20 protein-coding genes are annotated in these 23,360 nt (G+C 41.0%); 10 read left to right on the top strand and 10 right to left on the bottom strand.

Annotated features, from left to right (window positions below; all coding sequences use genetic code 11):
- Positions 1-2 precede the first annotated feature (2 nt).
- The 4 genes from CXF88_RS06785 to CXF88_RS06770 all read right to left on the bottom strand — a co-directional run bounded on the left by CXF88_RS06785 (position 3) and on the right by CXF88_RS06770 (position 4,803).
- Entirely contained in the window at positions 3-1,823 is a 1,821-nt protein-coding gene (locus CXF88_RS06785) for a hypothetical protein (RefSeq protein WP_101086139.1), read from the bottom strand.
- A 147-nt stretch (positions 1,824-1,970) separates the two neighbouring features.
- Positions 1,971-2,603, bottom strand: coding sequence for a response regulator transcription factor (locus tag CXF88_RS06780; protein ID WP_101086138.1), 633 nt, complete (start codon positions 2,601-2,603; stop codon positions 1,971-1,973).
- A 328-nt stretch (positions 2,604-2,931) separates the two neighbouring features.
- Positions 2,932-3,813: a 23S rRNA pseudouridine(2604) synthase RluF gene (gene rluF / locus CXF88_RS06775; protein ID WP_101086137.1), complete on the bottom strand. Its 882-nt coding sequence runs from the start codon at positions 3,811-3,813 to the stop codon at positions 2,932-2,934.
- Between the two features lie 141 nt (positions 3,814-3,954).
- Positions 3,955-4,803, bottom strand: coding sequence for a DUF72 domain-containing protein (locus tag CXF88_RS06770; RefSeq protein ID WP_101086324.1), 849 nt, complete (start codon positions 4,801-4,803; stop codon positions 3,955-3,957).
- Between the two features lie 278 nt (positions 4,804-5,081).
- Here CXF88_RS06770 and CXF88_RS06765 point away from each other — a divergent pair, with 278 nt between their 5' ends.
- Positions 5,082-8,129 (top strand): transglycosylase domain-containing protein, encoded by a 3,048-nt coding sequence (locus tag CXF88_RS06765; RefSeq protein WP_101086136.1) that lies wholly within the window; start codon positions 5,082-5,084, stop codon positions 8,127-8,129.
- Between the two features lie 79 nt (positions 8,130-8,208).
- On the opposite strand, the gene CXF88_RS06760 is transcribed toward CXF88_RS06765, so the two are convergent.
- Complete coding sequence (locus CXF88_RS06760) at positions 8,209-8,649, bottom strand: DUF3429 domain-containing protein (protein WP_101086135.1); 441 nt, start codon at positions 8,647-8,649, stop codon at positions 8,209-8,211.
- Between the two features lie 312 nt (positions 8,650-8,961).
- On the opposite strand from CXF88_RS06760, the gene CXF88_RS06755 reads away from it, so the two are divergent.
- Complete coding sequence (locus CXF88_RS06755; protein WP_157822781.1) at positions 8,962-9,447, top strand: GNAT family N-acetyltransferase; 486 nt, start codon at positions 8,962-8,964, stop codon at positions 9,445-9,447.
- Positions 9,448-9,502: 55 nt separating this feature from the next.
- Here CXF88_RS06755 and CXF88_RS21910 read toward each other — a convergent pair whose 3' ends face one another.
- Positions 9,503-9,658: a hypothetical protein gene (locus CXF88_RS21910; protein ID WP_157822780.1), complete on the bottom strand. Its 156-nt coding sequence runs from the start codon at positions 9,656-9,658 to the stop codon at positions 9,503-9,505.
- 276 nt (positions 9,659-9,934) lie between these two features.
- On the opposite strand from CXF88_RS21910, the gene CXF88_RS06750 reads away from it, so the two are divergent.
- The 5 genes from CXF88_RS06750 to CXF88_RS06730 all read left to right on the top strand — a co-directional run bounded on the left by CXF88_RS06750 (position 9,935) and on the right by CXF88_RS06730 (position 17,271).
- Positions 9,935-11,200: a DEAD/DEAH box helicase gene (locus CXF88_RS06750; RefSeq protein WP_101086133.1), complete on the top strand. Its 1,266-nt coding sequence runs from the start codon at positions 9,935-9,937 to the stop codon at positions 11,198-11,200.
- A gap of 173 nt (positions 11,201-11,373) precedes the next feature.
- Positions 11,374-13,434 (top strand): PhoX family phosphatase, encoded by a 2,061-nt coding sequence (locus tag CXF88_RS06745; protein ID WP_101086132.1) that lies wholly within the window; start codon positions 11,374-11,376, stop codon positions 13,432-13,434.
- 180 nt (positions 13,435-13,614) lie between these two features.
- Positions 13,615-14,001 carry a VOC family protein gene (locus CXF88_RS06740; protein ID WP_101086131.1) on the top strand — a complete coding sequence of 129 codons (387 nt, stop codon included), beginning with the start codon at positions 13,615-13,617 and terminating at the stop codon, positions 13,999-14,001.
- Positions 14,002-14,254: 253 nt separating this feature from the next.
- Positions 14,255-16,576, top strand: coding sequence for a TonB-dependent receptor (locus CXF88_RS06735; protein ID WP_101086130.1), 2,322 nt, complete (start codon positions 14,255-14,257; stop codon positions 16,574-16,576).
- 14 nt (positions 16,577-16,590) lie between these two features.
- Entirely contained in the window at positions 16,591-17,271 is a 681-nt protein-coding gene (locus CXF88_RS06730; RefSeq protein ID WP_101086129.1) for a Fe2+-dependent dioxygenase, read from the top strand.
- 231 nt (positions 17,272-17,502) lie between these two features.
- On the opposite strand, the gene nrfD is transcribed toward CXF88_RS06730, so the two are convergent.
- The 4 genes from nrfD to CXF88_RS06710 all read right to left on the bottom strand — a co-directional run bounded on the left by nrfD (position 17,503) and on the right by CXF88_RS06710 (position 20,138).
- Positions 17,503-18,444, bottom strand: coding sequence for an NrfD/PsrC family molybdoenzyme membrane anchor subunit (nrfD, locus tag CXF88_RS06725; protein ID WP_101086128.1), 942 nt, complete (start codon positions 18,442-18,444; stop codon positions 17,503-17,505).
- The gene (locus CXF88_RS06720; RefSeq protein ID WP_101086127.1) at positions 18,441-19,127 is read right to left on the bottom strand and encodes a 4Fe-4S dicluster domain-containing protein; all 687 of its coding nucleotides are present in this window, start codon (positions 19,125-19,127) and stop codon (positions 18,441-18,443) included. Before CXF88_RS06720 ends, nrfD begins: the two co-directional genes overlap by 4 nt.
- A 6-nt stretch (positions 19,128-19,133) precedes the next feature.
- Positions 19,134-19,598, bottom strand: coding sequence for a cytochrome c3 family protein (locus CXF88_RS06715; RefSeq protein ID WP_101086126.1), 465 nt, complete (start codon positions 19,596-19,598; stop codon positions 19,134-19,136).
- 75 nt (positions 19,599-19,673) lie between these two features.
- Positions 19,674-20,138 carry a hypothetical protein gene (locus CXF88_RS06710; protein ID WP_101086125.1) on the bottom strand — a complete coding sequence of 155 codons (465 nt, stop codon included), beginning with the start codon at positions 20,136-20,138 and terminating at the stop codon, positions 19,674-19,676.
- Positions 20,139-20,656: 518 nt separating this feature from the next.
- Here CXF88_RS06710 and CXF88_RS06705 point away from each other — a divergent pair.
- The 3 genes from CXF88_RS06705 to CXF88_RS06690 all read left to right on the top strand — a co-directional run bounded on the left by CXF88_RS06705 (position 20,657) and on the right by CXF88_RS06690 (position 23,313).
- Positions 20,657-21,616, top strand: coding sequence for a LysR family transcriptional regulator (locus CXF88_RS06705; RefSeq protein ID WP_101086124.1), 960 nt, complete (start codon positions 20,657-20,659; stop codon positions 21,614-21,616).
- Positions 21,617-22,228: 612 nt separating this feature from the next.
- Entirely contained in the window at positions 22,229-23,014 is a 786-nt protein-coding gene (locus tag CXF88_RS06695) for an AzlC family ABC transporter permease (RefSeq protein ID WP_101086122.1), read from the top strand.
- Positions 23,011-23,313 (top strand): AzlD domain-containing protein, encoded by a 303-nt coding sequence (locus CXF88_RS06690; RefSeq protein WP_059746143.1) that lies wholly within the window; start codon positions 23,011-23,013, stop codon positions 23,311-23,313. The genes CXF88_RS06695 and CXF88_RS06690 overlap by 4 nt, the downstream gene beginning before the upstream one ends.
- Positions 23,314-23,360: the final 47 nt, after the last annotated feature.

Genomic DNA, 23,360 nt, shown 5'->3' with positions numbered 1-23,360 from the left:
GGTTAAAATACCAGTGGATTTACCTGATCATATAAGTGTTGGTATAACGTTTGAGTAAACCCTGTGTTGTTATCAAAGGTGACTGACACATTGTTAGAAGCAGACGTTTGCATTTTTTCATTGAGTTCAACTCTGATCAACCGCTGCTCATCAAATAAGAAGTAGTCTGGATACACATATTCCTGTGCGGTGCCTTCGACGATTTCAGCCACTTTAATTAATAACTGATCACTTGGACTATTGCTTTTAGTCATTTGATAACGTTGTTCAATATTGCCATCGCTATCAAGCAAGGCAATGGTTTGGTTTTCTTCATCGATAATGATGTCGAGCGGGAAATAAAAATCAAATAAGACTTCGGCTACCATTGTTGTAGAAAGTGTTTCTTCAGTGACAAAGCTTGATAGCGCATATGTTTCATAATCTTCAACTACACGGCACATCACATCATCGGCTTGAGTGACCGTTAAACTATACAGCGTATCTGGCCAGGTTAATGCGTCTAATTTTAACATTTCTGGAGATGTATTTAACACTGATTGCCAAAAGTCGCTGGTGTTGGCGTTAGTGATCTTATTGATATCGATAGTAATAGGAACATTCGTGCCTGTATAAACCGTATTGTAGGTATTTCCTGTAATGCTAGGTTCAGTCACTGGGCCATTGTCTTCTGTATACCAGCGCTTGTCTGTTGTGTGCCAACATTCTGTAAGCTCGTCATCGTCTTCATCTAATGGTGCTTCAAATGCTAGGCCTTGGCCGGTTAGAGCGGAGACCCAGACCAACACTTTTGTGTTGTCGGCATTTTGCATAGAAAACCCACTTAGATCAGAAGATAAAGTAAGTGATAAGGTGTTAGCAAAACCGCTTTCATTAATGATATTACCTAGCACAACATCCCAATCATTTTGTGACAAAATACGAGAATCGATAGGTAATTCTGTAAATCCTAATGCGATGGCTGAGTCGCTAAAGAGTATATTAATGGCTAAGGTAAAGGCGTCATCTGAGAAGAACTCTTCGATAGAAAGGCCGCTATCACTTAATATTTGCCAAAGCTCTGCATAAGTCGCAGCAAGTATTTTTTCTGCTGCGATTATGTTTGGAATTTGAGTCGCGATGACTTGTTGTAAATAGGCAATGACATATTCTATGCGGGTAAAACTCGCGGTGGCTGACATTTCAGCAGAAACTGAGTACAGGGTATTTGCATCTAATTGATACAAAATAGCTAATAGCGTGTCTAACTCGGTTGATAGTTGACTAATGTCACTGTCAGACAGGTTTTGATTCATCATTTCCATCACCCGAGACTGCTTGATATGAGTCAGGTTGTTAATCGCGCCATTATATTGTGGGCTCGCGATTAATGTACCCTGCCCAGCCTCATTAACGATAGCTTTTGGCGCAGATCGGGTGGTCGGGTTTTTAACGTTAAGCGCCAAAGAACGTGCTTGAATTGCTTGGGTTGCCTTAGCCGCTTCCCAATTAGCTACTAAATAATAATCTGGTGTTTCGACTTCACTTTTCCAGTCTATTTGATAGTTACCGTCAACATCTGTAATAGTAAAAGGTTCATCGCTATCACAAACTAAGTTTTTATTTAAATCAGCACACACGGTTGCGCCAGATAATGCCCCTTGGTAGACCGCAAGGCCGTTTACCTGGTGAGTGTATTCTGATGCTACTGGCGGCGTAGTAATCGGGGGAGGTGTACCTGAATCTGGTTGCGTGATTTCGGTATTAGAGTCGTCGTCAGATGAACCGCAACCGACTAAGAGTGTGCCAGAGATTAATATGGCTAATATGCTTTTATGGTGCATTAATGTGTCCTTACATTATGGGGTGAAGTGTTTTTAAACAATGAAAATATCGAGTGTGAAATATTAAGCGAGCCTAATAATGTATCGTTTACTGGATACATTGTTAGGCTCACTTTTTAAGTGCTAACTGGAGTATTTGATAGAGGATTAACCGGCAGCGAAAGCAAATAATTGGCCACGGTTTTTAATCTTGGTTTTTTTATAAATATTCTGTACGTGCATTTTGACGGTATTAACAGAGATGTTGAGCTCTTTGGCCATTTCTTCGTTGGTTAATCCATGCAGTATAAGTGATAAGACTTGTTGTTCTTTTTTTGTGGTGACGGCAAGTATTTTGGCGCGATTACCTGATGATGGAATACGCTTTCTTTGGAGGATGTATTTAGAAACGGCTTTAGGGTTAAAGCTAATGTCGCCATCTTGCACTTGTTTAATGCTTTGTATTTGATGAGCGATAGAGTCAGAGACACTAATGGCGCCATGAAATCCAGATGAAATAAGGATAACTTCTAGTTCTACATTCAAAGCAGGACAAAATGCAATGTGCAGGTCGCTTTTAAATAATTCAGCAGATAAGTAACCAATTTCTTGTAATGGATTATCAAGATAATGAACCATAATGGCGCTGCCATTTTCGGCATTTGATGCAGCAGACAATTCTGATAACGCGCAGTTCGCATTGGTTGGAATTAAGTTAAATTCAATCAAACTAGCGAGATTTTGAAATTGTCCATGAAGGTGGACAGGGAAATCTACGATTATAAGGTTATTGCTGAACATGTCACATTCCTTGTTTAAAAAACCAGCGTCCGTTTGCTGTTGTTTTATACTTTTTCGATGTTTGTTTGTGCTATTTATTGAAAACTTGCAGCAACACTAGCATGTATCAAATCAATAAAAAATGCATTTTGTGTAATCTATTAGCATGAGTGATTATACAATGTTTACTGTAAACCGATGTTTTATTTACATTTGAGCAATATTGATTGTTTAAATAATGCTCAGAGCAGTATCCTACAACATAAAAAGACTATTGCATACGGTAAAATGATTATTTTTAACCCGTAAGCTTATCCTAAGCGGTGTATCACTTATGCTGTTTTTTGGATCAACGTTTAGGTTTTCTTGAATGACTTGGTTTACCTTTATTCGCCGCCGGCTTTTTAGGTTTCGCGCCTCGACCTTGTATAAAGTGCTCTGGACCTTCAATTTTATCTCGTAAACTTTGAGTCGGCTTTTTCTTGGCTTTTTTGGGCGCGTTTTTGACTTCTGAAGATGAATGTTCAATTAACTTCATTAGCGTGCTGAGTTCTTGCTCATCCAAATCGCGCCATTCTCCTACAGGCAGCCCTTTAAGCGACACATTCATAATTGACTGACGTTCTAGCTTGGTCACTTCAAAGTTGAAATGTTCGCACATTCGACGAATTTGACGATTAAGCCCTTGAACTAGAATTATGTTAAATACGAACGTTGAAACTTGTTCAACTTTACATTTTTTAGTGATGACACCTAACATCGGCACGCCTGCTCGCATACCTTGTAAAAATGCTTCGGTGATCGGCTTATTAACCGTGACCACATATTCTTTGTCGTGATTGTTGCCTGCGCGGAGAATTTTATTGACTAAGTCACCATTGCTGGTGAGAAATATTAACCCTTGTGAATCTTTGTCTAAACGACCAATCGGAAATACGCGTTCGCTGTGGTTTACAAAATCGACAATATTATCGCGTTCGGTATTTTCAGTGGTACTCACAATACCTACTGGTTTATTAAGGGCGATGAAAACAAGATCGGCTTCGTCTCGAGGGGCGATATCGTGACCATTCACTTTGACTTTATCGCCAAATTCGACGCTGTCACCAATTTTGGCGCGTTTACCGTTGATAAAAACATTACCTTGCTCAATGTAGCGGTCTGCTTCACGGCGTGAGCAAATACCACTCTCACTAATGTACTTATTTAGACGGGTTGCAGATTCACTCATGGTGGTTCCTTTATCAACATAAACGCACTGCAAAGGCAGGCTGGATCGGCGCAGATAATATCATAAAATAACCGGACAAAGAGCTGTTTGATAAACGTTTATTATCAGTCGTTGAGGTTTCCTATGTCATATAGGTGAGTATCACAAATCAAAACCCAGTTGCGTTGTGGTGTGCTGTTGTTGAGGTAATAGGTTAATGTCGGCTAATACTGATGCACTGTGTGCCAACTGTTGTTGCAGTAAACGGTACAAATCGATCGCTAATTGCGGTGCATTGTGATTGTCTGGGGTGTGGATAAACAAATAGGGTTGTTTGTTTTGCGCGATCCATAAAGGCAGCTGTTTAAGCCAGTTTTGGAAAAAATGTATATTGGCTTCCGCTTGCGGATGACCAATAAAGCGCACCACAGGATTGTTTGCGGTTGCAATGGCGTGTACTGGCACTTTAGGCTTTTTTTGGTGGGCATCTATCACTGCGGCTGTGGTTGGCGCGGCCGCAAAAACAGGCCTCGTATCCATAATGATACGATTGCAGTTATTGTCGATGAGTAAGCGGTTTAATGCTTGCTCTGCTTCACCTTTAGCAAAAAAGGCGCTATTACGTACTTCGACGCCATAGGTTAGGCCTTGTGGCACTTGAGTTAAAAATTGCGCTAACTGTGGCAACGATTGTGGCCCAAAACTGGCCGGAAGTTGAATTTTCCACACCCCGGTTCGGTTAATTAGCGGTTCCATTACGCTAAAGAATTGTTGTAGGGCCGGCCCTGCATGTTGTAGCTGTAATTCATGAGTGATGTGCTTGGGCAGTTTAAAGGTAAATTTAAAATCGTCATGGGTTGCGGCGTACCAATTTTGTACATTCTGTAACGACGGCGTGGCATAGAAAGTAGTGTTACCTTCAACGGTATTAAATATTTCGGCATAGCGCGCGAGCCGATGTGCTTGGCTATTGCCGTAGACGGTTTGTTGCCATTGGTTTTGTGACCACATGGCTAAACCTAATCTTAATGGCGGATAAATGGTCGCTGTTGAAGTGCAATTGTCCAAAACAATCCTTAGACTTGGGTAAGTGTTTTATATAAAAATATCGATATTGTGCTAATAAGGTCTTTAATGGGCTAAAAAACAACATTTAGTTATTTTTGTCTATATCTAATGGCTTTACCCATCTGATAAAATTATCACAATTAGTTACGCGATGTATTGAACATCTCAACCAAAAGTTAAATGGTGCGTTATTGTGATTTTATGCGTTAGATGGAGAGTTTGTGTCTAGTCCACATACAGACAGTCAGTTTGATAATTATCGACCTAATACATCTTCCGCCAAACCGGCTCCGGTTCGTCGCAGTAAAGCGGGTTGGTTATTCATCGTATTATTGTTAGCAACAGCCTATCTGATCGAGTTTGAGGTGCGGACATCGTATTATCAATCTTATTTTTTGCATCAATATGCGACTAAATTAACCTATAAAGTACGTGATTATCGCAGCGATGCAGTGATTTATCCTAAGTATGGTCCTTTTGATGATCGCCATGGTTATAGCCAATTACCGCAGAAAATAGCGCGTTTAATTGAGCGTAATTATCAAATCACTCAGCAAGTGGCATTTTCACCAATGTTGATGGATTATACCAATATTGGTTTTTTCCCGCCGTATCATGAAAAAGCCCAATCAGGCTTAATGATAAAAGATTGCCGTGACATGACGGTATTCGATTTCTCCTATCCTAAACGAGTGTATCAAGACCAAGATAAAATCCCCGACCAAATCATTAATACCTTATTGTTTATCGAAAACCGTGAAATGTTGAGTCCAGAAGCTAAATACAATCCTGTGGTTGACTGGCCTCGATTTGTGTTGGCTGCCGCCAGCCAGGTAGCGGGTATTTTTGGGGCTGATATGTCTAAAGCAGGTGGCAGTACCTTGGCCACCCAAATTGAAAAATTTAGGCATTCTAACCACGGCTTAACCTTGAGTATTAAGGATAAATTATTACAAATTGGTTCGGCAATTGTGCGAGTGTATCAGCAGGGTGAAAGCACCATTGGCGCTCGCCAACGTATCGTACAAGATTATCTCAACACAGTGCCATTATCATCGGCGCCTGGTTTTGGTGAAGTTCATGGTATTGGTGATGGCTTATGGGCCTGGTTTAAAACAGATTTTAATCAAGCTAACCAAATACTATTGAGCCGTCATACTCAGCAAAATGCTGCTGAGCGTGGCAAGGTGTTTCGTCAAATCGTGGCCTTAATGATTGCTCAGCGTCGGCCTTCGTATTACTTACGCCAAGGTCATGAGGATTTAGAATCGTTAGTAGACAGCTATTTACGTTTACTGGGCGGTGATGGTCTGATTGAAACGCAATTGATGGTGTCGGCACTTGAGCAAACATTACAATTTAATTCTAGTAAGTTAGCGACGACTAACCTCGCTAACAATAAAGGGGTTAATGCGGTACGTATTCGTACTGCGGGTATGTTGGGATTAAGTTTATTTGATCTCGATCGCTACGATTTATCGATTAACAGTACCTTTCATGGTGACTTGCAACAACAAGTTAGTGATTACTTACGTAGTTTAGCTCAGCCCAGTTCGGCTGAACGTATCGGACTACTGGGTGAGCGTTTACTGTCTGTGCAGCAGTTAGATAAAGTGTTGTACAGCTTTACCTTATATGAAAGCACCGACAGCGCCAATCGGGTACGGATTCAAACCGACAGTATTGATCAGCCGTTTGATATTAACGAAGGCAGTAAGTTGGAGCTTGGTTCAACGGCTAAGTTACGTGTATTAGCGACATATTTAGACATTATTGCCGAATTACAACAGCGTTTTTCGGCAATGACGGTGGCTGATTTACGCCAAGTGGATGTGGAACGTAAAGACCATATTACACGCTGGGTAGTTGATTATTTAATTACTACCCGAGACCGTAATTTAACCCGAATGTTAGATGCAGCACTGCAGCGCGAATATTCGGCTTCACCAGAAGAACGTTTCTTCACCGGTGGTGGTTTGCATGTATTTAACAATTTTAATAAAAAAGAAAACAGCCGCATACCAACATTATATCAAGCATTGCAAGAGTCAATAAACTTGCCTTTTGTGCGCTTAATGCAAGACATTGTTAATTACAGTAGTAGTTATAACAGTGAAGGCAGTGTGTCGCAGCTATTGCGTAACGACAAAGATCCGCGCCGTGAAGAATACCTAAAAGCATTTGCTAAGCGTGAGGGCAGTTCGTTTGTAAAACGTTTTTATCGCAAGTATCGTCAGCTTGCACCAGAGCAACGTCTTGAGGTGTTATTTGATGGTATTCAACAACAAGAGCACAAGTTAACGGCGGTTTACCGTTATTTAAAACCTTACGATGGTGCCCGTGAGTTAAAGGCTTTTCTTGCACAGCGTTTACCAGCAAAAACCTTTACTGATAAACAAATTAATGTGCTGTACAACAAGTATGGCGAAGAAAAGTTCAATTTGGCTGATCAAGGCTATATTGCGCGGGTGCACCCGTTGGAGCTGTGGGTATTACGTTATTTAAATGACTATCCAGAAACGGGTCTTACTCAAGTATTAGAAGACGCACAACCGCAGCTACAAGAAGTATATCGCTGGCTGTTTAGAACGCGTCATCAAAATGCACGTGATGTGCGTATTCAAGTGATGTTAGAAGTTGAAGCTTTTTTAAGTATTCATCAGCGATGGGTGAGAATGGGTTATCCGTTTGAATACATGGTGCCTTCATTAGGCTCAGCTTTAGGCAGCTCGGGCGACAGACCTGCAGCATTGGCTGAGTTAATGGGTATTATTCAAAATGATGGCTATCGTTACCCTACAGTGAGAATTGATGAGCTGCAGTTTGCCAAGGACACACCATATGAGGTGACATTGGCTAATAATAAGCAAACAGTAACGCGGGTGATGCATCAAGAAGTTGCGCGAGCGTTGAAAAAAGCACTGGCAAATGTGGTCGAAAATGGCACTGCGAGAAGACTCAAAGGCAGCTTGGTGGATAGCAATGGCCAGGCTGTTGTTATGGGTGGTAAAACGGGTACTGGTGATAATCGTATTGCGACTGAAATTCGTAATGGCCGTAAAGTGTCTTCAACCGCTATAAACCGTACCGCAACGTTTGTGTTCTATTTAGGCGATCGTCACTTTGGAACCTTAACGGCGTTTGTGCCAGGGGAGAAGGCTGACGACTTTAGCTTTACTTCAGCACTGCCATTACAAGTACTTAAAGGCATGATGCCGATTTTATCACCGATGATAAACCAGCAAGAACAGTGTCAAACTGGTTTATAAATGATGAATCCAGCTTGCTGCGATCAACAAAAAAGCCCATGCTGTAAAGTATGGGCTTTTTGTTCGAATTAACATGTTGTTAAACGCTAAAAAGACTGAGCATAACAATAATGTGGCATACTACAGCAGCACTGGTTAATATTGTGCGTAATGTGAGGTAGCTGGTGGTGGTTGATAATTGTTTGGCTTTAAATTCAATATACAATAAATACAGATAACCACTGGCGAGTAGGATAAGCGCGGATAATGCAAATGGTGTTAACAGTGCAATCCAACAAGCGAGAGCGATGATATTACTAATGATAAGTAACTTAGCGATGTTGTCATCTAAGGTTAATATAACCGCTTTGCCCCACAGAGTACCGGCAACAAAACTTAAAATCACTGCGCTATAGCTAACAAACCCTAGCATAGTATGTTCGGGTGCTAATAGGCTATGATTGAAGGCTAATACACTGAGAATAATAAAAGGTAAAAGGCCAGCAAAGCCCAACCATTGCCATGTTTTAATGCTTTTCATCCTGTAGTCCTTTAATGCATGTTGATACGGTTACTCATCGTCAAGCGTGTCGATGAATGAGAATATATAACCTCAATTATGGATAATAAACGGTCATCAAACAGGCATTTCCGCTATCAGTGTTGAATCGACTTACAATAGGCGAGCTATTGATACGTCCAATATGCCTTGTTAGCAAAACACATGGCAAGTTTGATATTGCAGACTTGAATTAAACCCGTTTTTAACGATTTATCCCATCTCTTTTTAGAGCTGAGGTTATCTATAATATAAATGATCTTGGTGACACAACATAGAAAAGGCGAACCCGAAATGAATATTTCTCTTCATCCCATTACTGAAGCAGATTTAGATATATTGTTTGAATTTGAAAACGACCCTATTGCTAATAAAATGGCAGATTTTGTGCCGCGTAAACGTAAGGCTTTTAACCTGCATTGGCAGCAAAAAGTATTGGCTAATGAAAAGGCGATAGCACAAGGGATTTGGATAGATGATGTTTTAGTGGGTAATGTATTATCGTGGATTAATACCGACGCAGCCGCAAAGTCAGATCCGCAAATGCGTTTAGTTGGCTATTGGATTGGACGTGAACATTGGGGCAAGGGCATTGCCACCAAAGCAGTGGAAATGTTTTTAAAGCAATTTATTTCGAGCCCAGTTTTTGCTTATATCGAGAAACAGAATCAAGGCTCAGTGGCAGTGGCGTATGCCAATGGCTTTTTCGACGTTACAGCGCAGTATCCGCAATTAATCAGTAAAGACAATTTACGTTTATTCAGACGTGGTAACGTTTAATATTCTCGTGGATTAATGATTGCCGCCGCCACATCCACCGCAACAACTGCCACCATTAGCTTGTTTTTTTGGTAGTATTTTCAGCCTGAGATACTTTTTCTGTTGCAGAGTTCGAGTCTGTTGCAGCAGTGTCCTGGGCTGTAGGCGCCACATTGCTAACTGGTTCAGCTTGCTTGGCTGGCTTGAAAATACCGCTAATTGAAAAACTCATGGTGATACCTCGTTATGGGAGCTGATTGTGTAATGTTGTGATGAAATCTAGTGGCTAAATTTAAACATGTTTTTTATTTGCATGTATAAATTGTATAAGGCTTACTTTTTTAGTCAAGTGATATCTGCCGCAAAAAGCTCGACCTGCTTAAGATGTGTTGAGCATCACATTTACCAGCCGTGTTAATTAACGATAATCCAAGCAAGCACTGCCTAGAGCCTTTGTTTTAATCTGAATGAGCGTGATAAACTGCGCATCCACATGTTTGGAGTTTTTATGTCTTTTGCAGATTTATCGTTACATCCCATATTGATTAACCGTCTAGCTGAATTAAAATATCAGCAACCTACGCCAATCCAATTACAGGCTATTCCGGTTATTTTAAGCGGTAAAGACGTGATGGCGGGGGCGCAAACGGGCACCGGGAAAACGGCTGCATTTGCATTACCGTTACTGCATCAACTATTGACACATAAAGATGCTCTAGTCGCTCAGCCAGATACTCAATATATTCATTTAACCCCTATTACCGCGCTTGTATTGGTCCCAACTCGAGAGTTAGCCCAGCAAGTGCACAGTAGTATTGAGCAATATGCTTATGGCAGTTCAGTCACTAGCGTGATGGTTTATGGCGGGGTTAGCATTGGTGAACAAATCCGCCTGTTAGCCAATGGCACTAATATTTTGGTAGCGACCCCCGGACGTTTATTAGACTTGTTACGTAAGCGTGCGTTGTCATTGTCGCAATTAACTCATTTGGTATTTGATGAAGCCGATCGCATGCTGGACATGGGCTTTAAAGATGAAATTGTCGAGGTGCTTAAGCGTTTACCAAGTACACGACAAACATTACTATTTTCAGCCACCTTAGATGACCGTATGCTCAGTTTTAGCCGACGCTTATTACGCTCACCACAAGTGATTGAAGTGGCTCAGCGAAATACCACCGCCAGCAGTATTGTTGAGCGAGTGTTTAATGTCGACGCTAACCGAAAATGCGCCATGCTGTGTCATTTAATCAGCCAAGAAGGTTGGCAGCAAAGCTTAATATTTAGCCGCACCAAACAAGGTGCTGATGCACTGGTAAAGCAAATGAATCAAGCTGGTGTAGCGGCTGAAGCATTTCATGCTGACCTAACTCAAGCAGCACGTGAACAAGTATTAGCAGCATTTAAAGCCGGTGATGTGGCCGCGTTAGTCGCCACCGATGTGGCTGCTAGAGGGTTAGATATTAACGAGTTGAATTATGTCGTTAATATGGAGTTACCGTTTCAAGTTGAAGACTACGTCCACCGAATAGGCCGCACAGGCAGAGCAGGTAAAGCAGGGCAAGCTATTACATTATTAAGCATCGATGACGAGCCATTATTAACTAAACTAGAAGCCTTTTTAGACCGACGTTTACCACAGCAATGGCTGGCAGGTTTTGAGCCAGACCTTGATTTAATTGCTCCAGTTACCCGTAAAACAACCAAATCTGCATTAAAACAACAAGCACGTAAAAAGGCATTAGCGGCATCTTCACGCGGTAAAAAACGCTAACATGAGTTTTATATTGATTCCATCACACATGACAGTGTGGTGAGTGGCTTTTTACTGCCACATTAATGTCATCTAGTTTGAACCGAGTTGTCACATTAGACGCTTATCTTAACTGACAAATAATTATACCTATATTTGATCCGTTATTTTCAGAGCATATCTAAGGACAATTTATGAGCAAGGCGACATTTGATCCAACTCGTTTTAACAACAGTAAAAATACCCCCTTCAATGAAGTGATGGATAATCATCTATCACGTCGTAATTTTGTTAAGCGTGGTTTAGGCCTTAGTGCTATGACGGCGTTTGGTGGCTTCGGATTAAGTGCTTGTGGCTCTGACAATGACACTGTTGCAGAAACGCCAACAACGCCGACCACGCCAACAGCACCAACAAAAAGTTCTGCCGTATTAGGTTTTGAGTCTATTGCCGGTTCTAAAACCGATGCAGTTGCGGTAGCTGCTGGTTATTCAGCTTATGTGTTAGCACCTTGGGGAACACCCTTAAATTCGAAAGCTGCAGCGTGGAAAGCCGATGGCAGTAATACTGCTATCGATCAGGAAAACTCAGTCGGTATGCATCATGATGGTATGCATTTCTTCCCGTTGAATGATTCGGCAGATGACGGTTTATTTTGTATTAACCACGAATACATTGACCAGGATGCTTTACATCCAACAGGTCCAACGTTTGATGCTGATGGTAAGCGCACTGTAATTGATGAAATCCGCAAAGAAATCAACGCCCATGGTATTTCAGTTGTCCGTATTAAATTAGTTTCTGGACGATGGCAAGTGGTCGAAAACGACAGCCATAACCGTCGTTTTACCGGTGCAACCGTGATGGATATTGCTGGCCCACTAGCGTACAGCTCATACCTTGAAACGCGTTATTCGCCCGATGGCAGCCAAGCGCGCGGTACCTTGAATAACTGTGGTAATGGTTATACGCCTTGGGGCACATATTTAACATGTGAAGAAAACTGGCCTGGTTACTTTGTTAATAAAGGCACCTTAACGCAAGAGCAAACCCGCATTGGTATTTCGACTTCTGACACTCGTTATGGCTGGAGCCATTTAGCCGGTGATGACGATGAGCGTTTAGACGAATTTGCTCGTTTTGATGTGACGCCAACGGGCTCAAGTGCGACTAACGATTACCGTAACGAAGCCAATGGCCATGGTTATATTGTTGAAATTGATCCATACAATCCCAACTCGCGCGCCATTAAGCGTACTGCATTAGGTCGCTTCCGCCACGAGGGTTGTGCCTTTGGTAAACTTGAAGAAGGCAAACCAATCACATTTTATTCAGGCCACGATTCACGTTTTGAATATCTGTATAAGTTTGTTTCTGACGCAGCATGGGATCCAGCAGATGCTAACAGTACTAACCGCTTAACAGTAGGCGATAAGTACATGAATGCCGGAACCTTATATGCAGCTAAGTTTACCGAAGACGGTGTGGGTGAATGGTTACCGCTGACGTTAGATGGGGTGACTGCCGACGGAAGCACGCTTGCGAGCAGCTTTGACTCACAAGCCGCGATTATATTAAATACTGCTGGCGCTGCTGACTTAGTTGGTGCTACACCAATGGATCGCCCAGAATGGACAACTGTCGATCCATTTACAGGTACGGTATACCTAACGTTAACCAACAACAGTAAACGTACCGACAGCACCAACCCTGCTAACCCACGTTTAAATAACAACTTTGGTCATATTATCCGTTGGGATGAAGGTGATGCAGCAACTGAATTTAGTTGGGATATCTTTATATTTGGTTCACCTGCAGATGGTGATGCTGAAACAAACTTATCTGGCTTAACTGACTTAAACCAGTTTGCTAGTCCAGACGGCTTGGCGTTCGATCAACGTGGTATTTTGTGGGTGCAAACCGATAACGGTGCCTCTGAAGTTACCGAAGAAACCAACGATCAAATGTTAGCGATTGTGCCATCAACGATGGTAGATGCAGACGGTAATCAACAAGTGGTAACGGCTGAAAACCAAACTCAGCTTAAGCGTTTCTTTGTTGGCCCTAACGGCTGTGAAGTGACTGGTTTTGCCATGTCGCCAGATTACACCGCAATGTTTGCCAATATTCAGCATCCTGACAACTGGCCATACTCTGATAGAGCAGATGAAGAAACGCCTGCAGGCACAACGGTTCGTCCACGTGCGGCCACAGTGATGTTTATTAAAGATGACGGCGGTGAAATCGGCGTTTAATGTAAACCACTTTCTCTGGAAGTCATTAACCTTGCTTTAGTTTTGTTTATGACTTTAAAAGCGTATATCAACCCTGATAGACTTGTTCTATCAGGGTTTTACTTTTTTCTGTGTACAAAATCTAATGATCAGTTCTAATTACCAGCTTTAATTATTAATAGTCTATTTACAAGGACAGCCATGCTAAATGGAATTCATCACGTCGCGATTATCTGTGCCGATTACCCACGTTCAAAAGCATTTTATACGCAAGTTTTAGGGTTAAAAGTTATTGCTGAGCATTACCGTCAAGCACGGGATTCTTACAAGCTCGATTTAGCTTTGCCCGATGGCAGCCAAATTGAACTATTTTCATTTAATGGTGCGCCGCCAAGACCCAGTTATCCTGAAGCCCAGGGCTTACGTCATTTAGCGTTTAAAGTTGATGATCTCGATGCTGTCGTGGCTCATTTGCAGCAAAACCAAATATCAGTCGAACCCATTCGTATTGACGAATATACCGGTAAACAATATACCTTTTTTAGCGATCCAGACGGTTTACCGTTAGAGCTTTATCAAGTCAGTTAATCTATGTCAACCAGGCCGCTGTTTCTGAGTGGTATTCAAGCTGTTATTAATGAAGCTTTTTATCAATAAGCGCGGTTATCAATAACGGCTACCTACCTGCTTATTTTGTCCTTTTGTTAGTTTAATTTCATATTTAATAAATCTTTACACAAATGATAATGATTTGCATTTGCGATCTTTGTTTCATTTATGTAAAGTGCATCACATAAATGAAATTTAGTTAACGCTTATTAATAACAGGATGATGTTAAGCATGAAGTCGAGTAATTACAGTAAGTTATCGTTAGGCGCTCAAGCCGTTGCAGCCGCATTAGTCTTCAGTAGCCCAGCGCTATATGCTGCAGACACTAAAAATGAAACTTGTGATAAGGATATATTGGCGAAATGTAAACCCGCGCAAACGGACGAATCAATAGAGCGAATTCGTGTTCATGGTGTGCAAAACTCGGTTTACATGTTTAATAACTCAGCCGACAAACGCCGAATGGCTGCACTTGTCGATACGCCTCAAGTGATTACCGTGTTAACTCAAGACCAAATTCAAGAGTCAGGAAATACCGACTTAAAAGACATTTTGTCAGCTCAAGCGGGTGTCACCCTTGGTACGGGTGAAAACGGTAATGCATTCGGTGATCGTTATATTATCCGTGGTCACGAAGCACGTAGCGACGTGTTTGTAGATGGACTTCGCGACCCTGGCATGACCACTCGTGAAAGTTTTGCCACCGAGCGAGTTGAAATTACCAAAGGTCCAAGTTCAACATTTGCTGGCCGTGGTTCATCAGGCGGTGCCATTAACAGTGTGACTAAAAAATCCTCAGTAGCTTACGATTTTGGTCGCGTCGATTTGGGTATTGGTACTGACGATCACACTCGTCTAACGGTGGACTATAACTTACCGATATCAGACAAAGTGGCAGTACGCCTTAATGGCTTAGCGGCTGAAGAAGACAAGCCGGGCCGCGAAGGCATTACGAGTGAACGCCAAGGTGTTCAGTTATCGGGTGTGTATGAAGCCACCGATGCATTGTCATTTACCGCCGATGGTTACTACCTAGACGCGAAAGATGTGCCAGATTTAGGCAGTTATTTTGATCGAGATACTCGTAAGCCGCTAGAAGATATTCCTGTTTATGCTCAAGATGGTGACTTTCTAAATTCTAAGGTCACCACGTTTACCTTACGTACCGAATATGAGTTAAATGACAGCATTACGTTGTACAACGCCACACGCGTTGGACATACCGAAAATGGCTATATTACAACCGGTATGGGCGGCACAACGCGGGCAGATACCGACCCAACAGCGCCTGGTGCCAGCACCTTAACGCTTAGTACTCACCAAGGTAACCAAGATGTTGATTATGTCAGCACTCAATTCAACTTATTTTGGAACACTCAAGCACTTGGTTTTAATCATAAGTTAGTATTTGGCCTTGAATACACAGATGAAAATGTTGATAACGGCGTATATAGCATCACCAACAACAATGATGGAAATTGTTTGACCAATGGTCGCGGTGGCGTATCAGAGTCTTATTGTATTATTGATGGTGACGGCAATACTGTCGATAATATCGGCCAATTAATCAATCGCAGCTATGTTGATGGTGGATCAGATGCGATATACGACATCGAAACCGTGTCGGCATACATGATGGATACGGTAGAATTAACCGATCAGTTAGCATTATTTTTTGGTTTTAGACAAGACAGCTTTGATTACAGTAACAACACCACAGGTCGTGATGGCGAAGTGGATTATGCCTATTCCGATACCATGTATAACGGCAATATTGGCTTAGTTTACGACTTATCTGAAGATGCCAATATCTACGCCAATTACAGTACTGCAACCAACATCAACGGCGGTGAGTCTGACTTAGGTGCTAACTGTGGTTACGGTGGTATTTGTGGTACACAAGAGCAAGCTGCTGAAGCCGATGCCGAAATCGTTGAAAACCTAGAGCTTGGCACCAAGTGGATGTTGTTTGACGACAAAATGATGTTTTCAGCATCGATCTTCCAAATCACTAAAAGTGATGTAATGGAAAGTGTTGGCGACAGCTACTCAACTTTGGGGACACTTAATACCGGTAAAAACCGCGTTAAAGGTATTGAGTTTGGTATGGTCGGCAATATTACTGACAAACTCAGCATACAATTCTCGGCAGCCAAAATGGATTCAGAAATTTTAGAATCTTATAATCCAGCTAACATTGGTTTAGTACTGAGTAACTTTGCAGACGAGAGCGCTTATTTGCAACTGCGTTATGAACTAACAGAGTCATTTGTATTTGGTGGTAGTTACACTTATCAAAGTGAAATGTATGGTGGACAACCAGACACTGCAGCAGGTTATGATAGCGACAATAGCCGTTACAGCATTGTGGTGCCTAACTATCAAGTAGTTGATTTATTTGCCAGTTACAATGCTACTGAGGATTTAACTTTCCGCATAAACGTAGGTAACATATTGAACGAAGAATATTGGACTGCAGCTTATCGTTCTGGCTCATTTATGTACTTAGGTGATGCCCGTAATGCTAAATTGTCGATGACCTATGAGTTTTAATTAAAGGTATTTGCATGATTGTTATTGAACAAATTCTCTCGAAACAGGATGTCAGCGCTTATCGTCAGCAATTGGCTGAATGTCCGTGGGGCGACGGTCGCACAACCGCAATGGGAATGGCGGCGTCGGTTAAAAATAACAATCAAGCAGATGCGCAACACGCTAATGTGCGCCAACTGGCTAACCAACTACTGGCGCGTATTGGCGAAACGCCTAAAATTGTATCAGCGGCGTTACCGCATAAGATATTTCCGCCGTGCTTTAATCGTTATAGCGAAACTGAAGAGTATGGTTACCATGTCGATGCAGCCATCATGCGGATCCCCAATACCTCTGAAGTGATCCGCAGTGATGTATCCATGACGGTATTTTTGAGTGAACCCGAAGAGTATGACGGTGGTGAGTTAGTTATTGCCACTGAATTTGGCCTGCAGCAAATTAAATTACCTGCAGGATACGCCGTAGTATACCCGTCGAGTAGTTTGCATAAAGTGACCGCGGTAACCCGAGGGCAACGCGTAGCAGCTATTACCTGGATGCAAAGTATGGTGGCCGATGTCACTTTACGCCAAACCTTGTATCAGCTCGATCAAAGCATTCAAAACTTGATCAAAACCAATAACACAGATCGCGCCGAGTTAGATAACCTGCATAATGTGTATCACAATTTGATAAGGCAGTTTACCCAGCTGTAATCGCTCTAGTGGGCTTTGAATGACGGGGTAATAATGGTTGGTTTTGAATTGTTAGCTTGTCTTAATGCCAATTAAAATCAATTGGTAAAAATAGTTAAGCGAAGGTGACTCAAAAAATGGTGACTCAAAAAAATGAGACTCAATAAAGGGACGAGGTTACAAACAGCGGTATCTTCTGTTGAATAGACGGTGACAGTACGATTGCTAACGCGTGCTATCACCGTTAATTTATTAACTTACCACCATTTGACCGGTATAAAGTATAAAGTTACGTAATAATATGACGCCCAATAAACTCAGACATGCTGTTCCGGCAACATAGGAAAACTTGCGTTTTGAAGTGGCGGTCATAAATAAGTTCATCGCTAATGGGGCCGACAATCCTAGTCCCATAATGCCGAACCAGAATATAAATCCCCAAAAGCCTACTCCGATAGCATTGAATGCCGCAACCTTGCTTTGGCCACCACTGAAGACCAATCCTAGGAAGAAGGTGAACATAAGGAGTATCTCGCCTAAAATCAATGGGATCTCTATTTTATGAATAAAACGTACTTCAGCACCATTGGGATTGCCTTTGAGTAACACACCACCTAATAGTGATGCAGCGGCACCTGAAGACAAGCCAGAAGCTAAAAATAGTAAGGGTAATACTCCGGTATTCCACATCGGGAAGTGAGGTTGAGCCGATAATAAAAATCCGGTATAGGCACCTAGCGACACTGAGAAAATCACTAGTAAACCGGTTATACCTGCTTCATATCGCGCTAGCAGCCTGGTTAACGTACAGACGATTGGTAAATGTTTTTCACAAAATTTATCAATGGGTTGTCTGAATGCTACTGCAATCCAAGCATACATAAATACTTGATATAGCATTAAGATAATCACACCCATCGACATCACCGACGTAGGATTGTAAAACACTAGAATCTTCCAAAAGTCCCAAGGTTTTGTTAAATCTAATACCAACACTCCTAAGCCAGCTAAAACGGAAATTGCCGCAATAATACAAGCAGCTATAATAAATCCAGACTGATATGCTTTCTCTTTTAAGCAAAAATGTTTCAATAAAACAGCGAAGAACATGGCGCCTGCGGATGCCCCGGCTAAAAATAGGTATATTGCAATGGGCCAGTGCCAAACCAATGTATCAAAATGAAAAGCACTCATAATATAATCTCCCCTTGTTTCGCTTTGATACGAAATATTTTAGGTCGGGTACCTAAATCTTGCTTAAAGCGCTCAGTCGGATTCGCCTTTAATAGTGCAACCAGTTCAGACTCGGGATCTTTAAGATTGCCAAACACTAATGCTTTTGTCGGACATATTTCTACACAGGCAGGTTGTTTACCCTGTTTGAGATTAGTTTCACGGCAGAAGTCACATTTGTCGGCAGCTTTAGTAACAGGATTAATAAAACGCACTTCATAAGGGCAGGCCGCAATACAGTATTGGCAACCGACACATTTATCTGCATTTACTGCAACAATACCGGTTTCTTTATTAATAAAGGCGGCCCCGGTTGGACAAACAGAAACGCAAGGTGCGTTCTCGCAATGTTCACAAGAATGTCGAGAAAAATGATAAAACTGATTAGGGTATTCTCCAAACGGCCCAGTTCTTTCAATGCTTAGTCGTGTGACACCTTCAGGTACATGATTCACTTCTCGACATGCTTCAACACAGGCATTACAGCCAATGCATTTAGTTTCATCATGTAACAAAGCGTACTTTATGTTGTTTATAGCGGGTTCCATTTCGGCATTGGCATTATTACCACTGAGTGGATATACCGACACGCCTGCAACCAATGCGCAGGTGCTTTTAAGGAAATGCCTTCTTGAGTTTTCCATGATTACTTACCTCTGCACCGTGTGACAATTTCGGCACACATTACTGCGATCTTTTGATCCTAAGCCCATTATGGGGTCAGATTCAGGATGCAGTTTATGGCAAGATGTACAACTCACTTTTTGAGCATGTACGTTGTGAGTCCACTCTGCTTGGGATATCTTTTTAGGCGAATGGCATTTCAAACAAACGTCATTTTTAGCGTCTATTGTAATGTCGTTTCCCGCCGAAAATACCATCAGGTCATTGGGTTTTTTAGGGTGATTTCCTTGCTCACCATGGCATGAGCTACAGCTCATTTTTAGCTGTGCTTGGGCATGGTGGCCTAGCATTGCACCATTGCGTTTATGGCATCTCATACATGAGTCATTGTTAATTTTCTCAGTAGAGTTAGCGCTATTTGCTCCCTGACTAATAAGGGCAAACGACAATACGCCTACACTTAACATCAGTAGCCAGTTATTCCGGGACATAATCAGTCCTCTCTACAATCATGGGTTATCAAAAAATATCGGGTGAAAACAGATTGTCTTCACCCGACAGGGTCTTCATACCGGTAGGGATAGCTTTAACATTTGCATGTCGTAAGGTTTGCCTCGAACGATTTCAACTAATTTAACGTTGAATTTTTCAAACAAACTTTTTGCGTTAGCATCATCTTGTTGACTGAAATCAGAGATAACCAATTTCACTTCCGACGAGTCATGATCTATCACGACATAATCGAATCGTGTATGGTTTTCGGCTGCGGTTTGGGCATCCATTTCGAACACGGTATCGATTGGAACGTTGCAACAAACATCATATTTTCCGCCCACCATTGTTTTTAGTGATTTTAAAAAGTTAAAGCTCTGAGTATCAAAAAGCATTTTTTTGAACTTAATTGAGTGCTCTTCAGTGTCAGTTTTGAAGAACTTTATACAAGTCATAATGAAAATTACTAATATAAAGGGAACCACAATAAACAGCACAGAGTACACAAATGCATAACTTAAAAAGACTGAAGTAATCATATTATCCTCCAAGAAATCGTTTTTAATTTATTGTTTTATGAATTAAACATACGTCATTGACGTACGATTAATATTATCCTTATATTTTGGTTTTTAATTGATCGTAATCAATTAAATGATGTGCTTTTAATTTATTCGATCGTAGTTATGATTTAGGTCTTATTGTTTTTTTCTGCATTTTAAGCTGATATATATTTGAAATAAACAAAGTTGATTTGAAAGTTATTAAGTTTAAATTTGAATTTTTAAAATATTGATATGTTGAAATTTAATAAATCAATATGTGAATATCTGTTTTCTCGAAATTCTAATTGTTTAATTGGATATTACAGTACATGAAATTAGCTTTTACTAAACATTGCTCCAATCGATGGAAGCATTCTATGTGAAATATGTAGTGTTAGAAAATCATTTTTATGATCTGGAATAAGTAATCATTGAATACTTAAAATAACATTATGAACTCTTTTGAAAAGCGTTAGAATGCTAGGTTATATACCTAAAATGGAGTATCTAAGATGAAGCCAATTGACTTAGATAAATTAGATTTATTAACACTATCTATATTAGTGAGTCTTTATGAAAATAAATCAGCGACGCATGTTTCTAGAATATTAGATGTGCCAGCTTCGAAGATAAGTCGTTGTTTACACACAGCAAGACTAATATTTGGTGATGAGCTGTTTATTAGACGGAAATACGGATTAGTCCCAAATGATTATGCGGGAAAAATTTATCCCATTGCTAAAGAAATAGTGGACTGTGCTAAAAATTTCAATCGAGTTAATAGTGCTGAACAATCGCATAATCGATACTTTGAATTAGTCATTCCTGGAATGATTGCTTATGCCTATCCGCGAGCATTGATGAAATCCATTAAAGAACATAATAAAAATATCCATATTAATGTGAGTAGCTGGAATAGTCATTCTCTGGAAAGCGTGATTAGCGATCCACACAGTATTGTGATGTGTTGCTGCAAAGGCCCTGAAGAGATCCTCTGTTTTGACCAAAAATTACAGGTTGAAGTGCTTGCGACAATGAACCGACAATACTTACTCAGCTGCAGAAAGCACCCGATATTAAAGCAAGACATCTCTCTAGAAACCATTGCTAAATACCCATATATCAATACGCTTATTGGTATCCAGGCCCCCATACTCAACCCATTCCAGGAGTATTGTCAGGCTAAGGATTTATCTCTGAATACCGAAATGACCATTACCAGCGTGTCTTCTTTATTTGATTACCTCTCAGACTGTCAGTCATTGGCAATAACGCCCTACAAAGCAGTGTATGACATGTTAGATGATGACTCTGGTTTACATGCTTGCCAGTTATCTGAGTACGAATGCAATCGTCTATTTGAGGTTGTAGAGCCATTAAAATTGGTTTTAGTCACTCATCCTAGTGTTGACAATGAAGATGCAGCATGGTTAAAAAAGCAAATTCGTGAATTAACCCATGAGCTAATTTAATATAAAACGAGTTAATATGAAGGTTCGCATTATTGCCTAATGAGTGAAATTATAATGATTCCTGTATATTTAATAGAAATAGAAATAGAAATAGAAATAGAAAATAGGGGTAAGGGATAGGGAGTTTAGCTTACTGGTATTTATTTATTAACATTTAGTTATTAACATTTAGTTATTAACATTTAGTTATTAACATTTAGTTATTAACATTTAGTTATTAACATTTAGTTATTAACATTTAGTTATTAACATTTAGTTCTTAATATTTAGTTATTGCTTATTTTTAAAGATGTAAAATATCATTTTTGCATCTTGAAAGAGGGGTTTTGATATCTAATTTATTAAATTAGAATGTTGATTATACAATTTACAAGGTTAACGTTATCATTGTTTGTGCCTATTGATATTAAGTTAATGTATCATTTTGTTTTTTATATTTCACTAATAGATTTTATACATAATAATGAAGCCCCTCAAGATCTCAACCCACAGCATAGTTTGAAAATTCTCCATAATGATCAGTTTTCAGGGGCTTTATTCATTTATTCACGTTAAGCTAATCTTCTTGTCACTTAGCGCGTTAGCGTAATCAGTGCAGCATAAGGAGATGATGTGAGCGCAACCGAATCTATCAGTATCACTACCACTAAAACCAAATCATTTTTAGCTGGCGCGCTTGCCGTTATGCCGCTAACGATAGCGGTGATCCCTTGGGGGATTTTAGCGGGCTCGTTTGCCCTTGAAGTTGGCCTTACAGCCGTTGAAAGCCAAGCAATGTCGGCCATTATCTTTGCTGGCAGCGCCCAGTTAGTTGCGCTTGGCATGATAAAAGCCGGTATTGGTATCGGCAGTATTCTGATAACCACCTTACTAATTACTTCAAGGCATTTATTGTATGCCATGGCCATGCGTACTCATATTAGCCCGTTGCCGCTTAAATGGCGTTTAGGGCTAGGGTTTTTACTCACCGACGAACTCTTTGCTATCGCTAATCAAACTCAAAGTGGTGATAAACCAGGCCAACATCAGTTTGATCGCTGGTACGCTTTGGGCGGCGGGTTAACTTTTTATGTCGGCTGGAATATTGCTACCTTGCTCGGCATTGTCGCAGGGCAGTCTATCGACAACCTAGGCGAACTCGGGCTCGACTTTGCCATTGCAGCCACCTTTATTGCCATAGTGGTACCGACAGTAAAGAAGCCGTCAATATTAGTGTGCGTTTTAGTGTCGCTTACGTTAGCTGTGGTGTGCGCAGTATTCGCGATCCAAGCAGGGCTGTTAATTGCCGCTATATCGGGTATGGCTGCAGGCATGACCTACGCCAAACTGACTAATGAAGGAAGTGCAGTGGCAACCGATGTCGATTCAACTCCTAACGCTAAGGAAGATAACGCATGACCTGGCTGATTATTTTATCAATGGCAGCAGTGGTATTTGTTAGTCGGCACTTACTGCTAGAACCTAAATTGCCTATTCGGTTAAGTAAAAATACCTTAACGTTTTTAAGCTATTCAGCACCTGCGGTATTAACCGCCATATTAGCCCCTATCGTATTTGTGCCCGAAGGCCAGCTGGCTATTAGTGTGCATAATCCTTATTTAACCTGTGCGCTAGTGGCCACTGTGCTGGCTTACGTCACCCGTAATACCTTGCTCACAACCGTGCTCAGTATGGGGCTGTTTTTTATTTTGTATTAACAACATACCCTAGATTAATTTCAATCATTGTTAACTGACATTCTGTG

Source organism: Shewanella sp. ALD9 (assembly GCF_002836315.1).
In the GTDB taxonomy this organism is placed as follows: Bacteria; Pseudomonadota; Gammaproteobacteria; order Enterobacterales; family Shewanellaceae; genus Shewanella.
This window is presented reverse-complemented; position numbering and strand designations above follow the sequence as displayed.